Below are 2,118 nucleotides of genomic sequence, written 5' to 3'. Positions count from 1 at the left end.
TGCTCGTCCGACCGGCCTGGGCTTTGATATCGGCGCGTACGAAAAGAAATAAGGACGTCGCACTGTCGATTTAATAGCAAGATTCATATCTTGAAACCCCTTGAGTGGAAGCACTCAAGGGGTTTTTTATTTCCGAACTCTCACCCACGCATCCTGCGCTTTTTGACACACCGGTGTTTATGTCGAAATCGCTTCATTTCGGCTGAGCTCCCGTTCTGGCCAAACAAGAAATAACGATATGCATGGCCGCAATGAACCCGCACCGGGTTTTGCCTCGCGCGGCGGTTTATTTATCCATTACTGATGAGTTCGGATCGCGGCAATTCCTTGCCGTATTCGCCATGCCACGCATAAACAGAAGAAATTGCTATTGCGCATTTGGTACGGCGCGGAAATTTTTCCTTCAAAAAATTGAACTTTGGAAGTTTCCACCGCTCAAAAGAACTGTATTGACTCCATAACCTGAGGAACTTCAGATGCAAAAATGCTTTACTTTCGCTTCGGATCGCCGTATTCGTGTCTTGCTCGCCTGCAGCGCAGCTGTATTGTTATCGGTCGGCGGCTCGGCAAGCGCACAGACCACGACCACCCCGGCGTGTAACTACTACATCGCGCCGAACGGCTCCGACAGCGGCGCTGGTACGCTCGCTTCGCCGTGGAAGACGATCAAGTACGCCAGCGCCAAGCTGAGCGCCGGCAAGACCCTGTGCGCCCGCGGCGGTACGTACTACGGCCAGGCTGGCCTGATCTGGAAATCGTCCGGTACCGCAACGGCACCAGTGACCTTCAAAAACTATCCAGGCGAAAAGCCAGTCTTTGACGGCCAATGGGGCGACACGGGGACCGAAGGCGACTTCCTGGTCTTCTCGAACAACTCGCACGTCGTCGTGGACGGCATCACCATCCAGCGCTTTGCAGACAAGTACGGTAACGGCGCCATCGACCTGCACAATGGCCAGGGTCCAGTCGACGACATCACCATTTAAAACGTGACGATGCTCGACAACGGCAGCCACACGGCGCAAGACCACCACATCTATATTGCAGCCGGCGCGACCAACGTCACCATCCGCAACAGCCTCTTCATGCGTGCGGCGGGTTCGGCGATCCAGTCGTACCACACGCCTGCATCGAGCAACATCAAGATCTACAACAACGTGATGATCGGTGGCACGCTCAAGTGCTCGGCGAGCAAGACCAATTCGTGTTCCGCGACCGCTACCCAGCATTGGGGTGTGATGATCAGTGACGCCAAGGCTACCCAGATCTACAACAACACGATCTACGGCATGCAGTACGGTATGGACTTCAACTACGGCACCGTCAGCACCGGTCCGTACACTGTCCAGAACAACCTGATCGTCAACAGCACCGTGGCCGGCATCCGTGTCACGTCGATCTACGCACCGTATTTCAAGAGCGATTACAACGGTTTCTACGGCAACCGCAGCGACATCGACTGGAAAGGCTCGACTATGACTGCAGCCCAGTTCGCATCGTCGACGACCAATGAGCGCCACGCGGTGCGTACCAATCCGATGTTCGTCAACGCGGCCGCCGGTGACTTCCACCTGAACGCAGGCAGCCCGATGATCGACAAGGGCCTGGCCATGACCTTGTTCAAGACCGACAAGGACGGCGTTGCTCGTCCGACCGGCCTGGGCTTTGATATCGGCGCGTACGAGAAGAAATAAGCGCGTGGAATTGTCGATCTAAGATCAAGGTTCATATCTTGAAACCCCTTGAGTGAAAGCACTCAAGGGGTTTTTTACTGCGAGCTTCGTTTTTACATACCAGTTTTTTGTGCTGAGATCGCTTTGTCTTGGCTGGGCGATAGCAAGCTCGTCTGTCATAAATAGCGTTCCGCCCGCTCCCATTAAACCCGCGCGAAGCCTTGGCCGCGCGGGTTTTTTCTTTCCCACTACTGATGAGGCCGAATAGCGCGCTGTCATTGCCGCATTCGCTACGCCACCACATTGGTTTTGTATTTGCCCAGAAGAAATTGTCATTGCGCATCTGATACGCCAAAGAAATTTTTCCCGCAAAAAATTGAACTTAGGAAGTTTCCACCGCTCAAACGCTTACATTGACCCCAACAACGTAAGGAAACTCAGATGC

Annotated in this window: 3 protein-coding genes; 2 read left to right on the top strand and 1 reads right to left on the bottom strand. The window is 54.0% G+C overall.

The window, feature by feature from the left end; translation table 11 throughout:
- Nucleotides 1-476 precede the first annotated feature (476 nt).
- Both C2862_RS24950 and C2862_RS24945 read left to right on the top strand, forming a co-directional pair.
- Nucleotides 477-986, top strand: a complete 510-nt coding sequence (locus tag C2862_RS24950) for a hypothetical protein (RefSeq protein WP_136223748.1) — start codon at nt 477-479, stop codon at nt 984-986.
- A 9-nt stretch (nt 987-995) separates the two neighbouring features.
- Nucleotides 996-1,694: a choice-of-anchor Q domain-containing protein gene (locus C2862_RS24945; protein WP_229467599.1), complete on the top strand. Its 699-nt coding sequence runs from the start codon at nt 996-998 to the stop codon at nt 1,692-1,694.
- A gap of 24 nt (nt 1,695-1,718) precedes the next feature.
- Here C2862_RS24945 and C2862_RS24940 read toward each other — a convergent pair whose 3' ends face one another.
- Nucleotides 1,719-2,009 (bottom strand): hypothetical protein, encoded by a 291-nt coding sequence (locus C2862_RS24940; protein WP_136223744.1) that lies wholly within the window; start codon nt 2,007-2,009, stop codon nt 1,719-1,721.
- Nucleotides 2,010-2,118: the final 109 nt, after the last annotated feature.

Source organism: Massilia sp. Mn16-1_5 (assembly GCF_004798585.1).
Lineage (GTDB): Bacteria > Pseudomonadota > Gammaproteobacteria > Burkholderiales > Burkholderiaceae_D > Telluria.
Note: the sequence above shows the minus strand (reverse complement) of the source record. Positions and strands in the feature narration are given on the sequence as shown.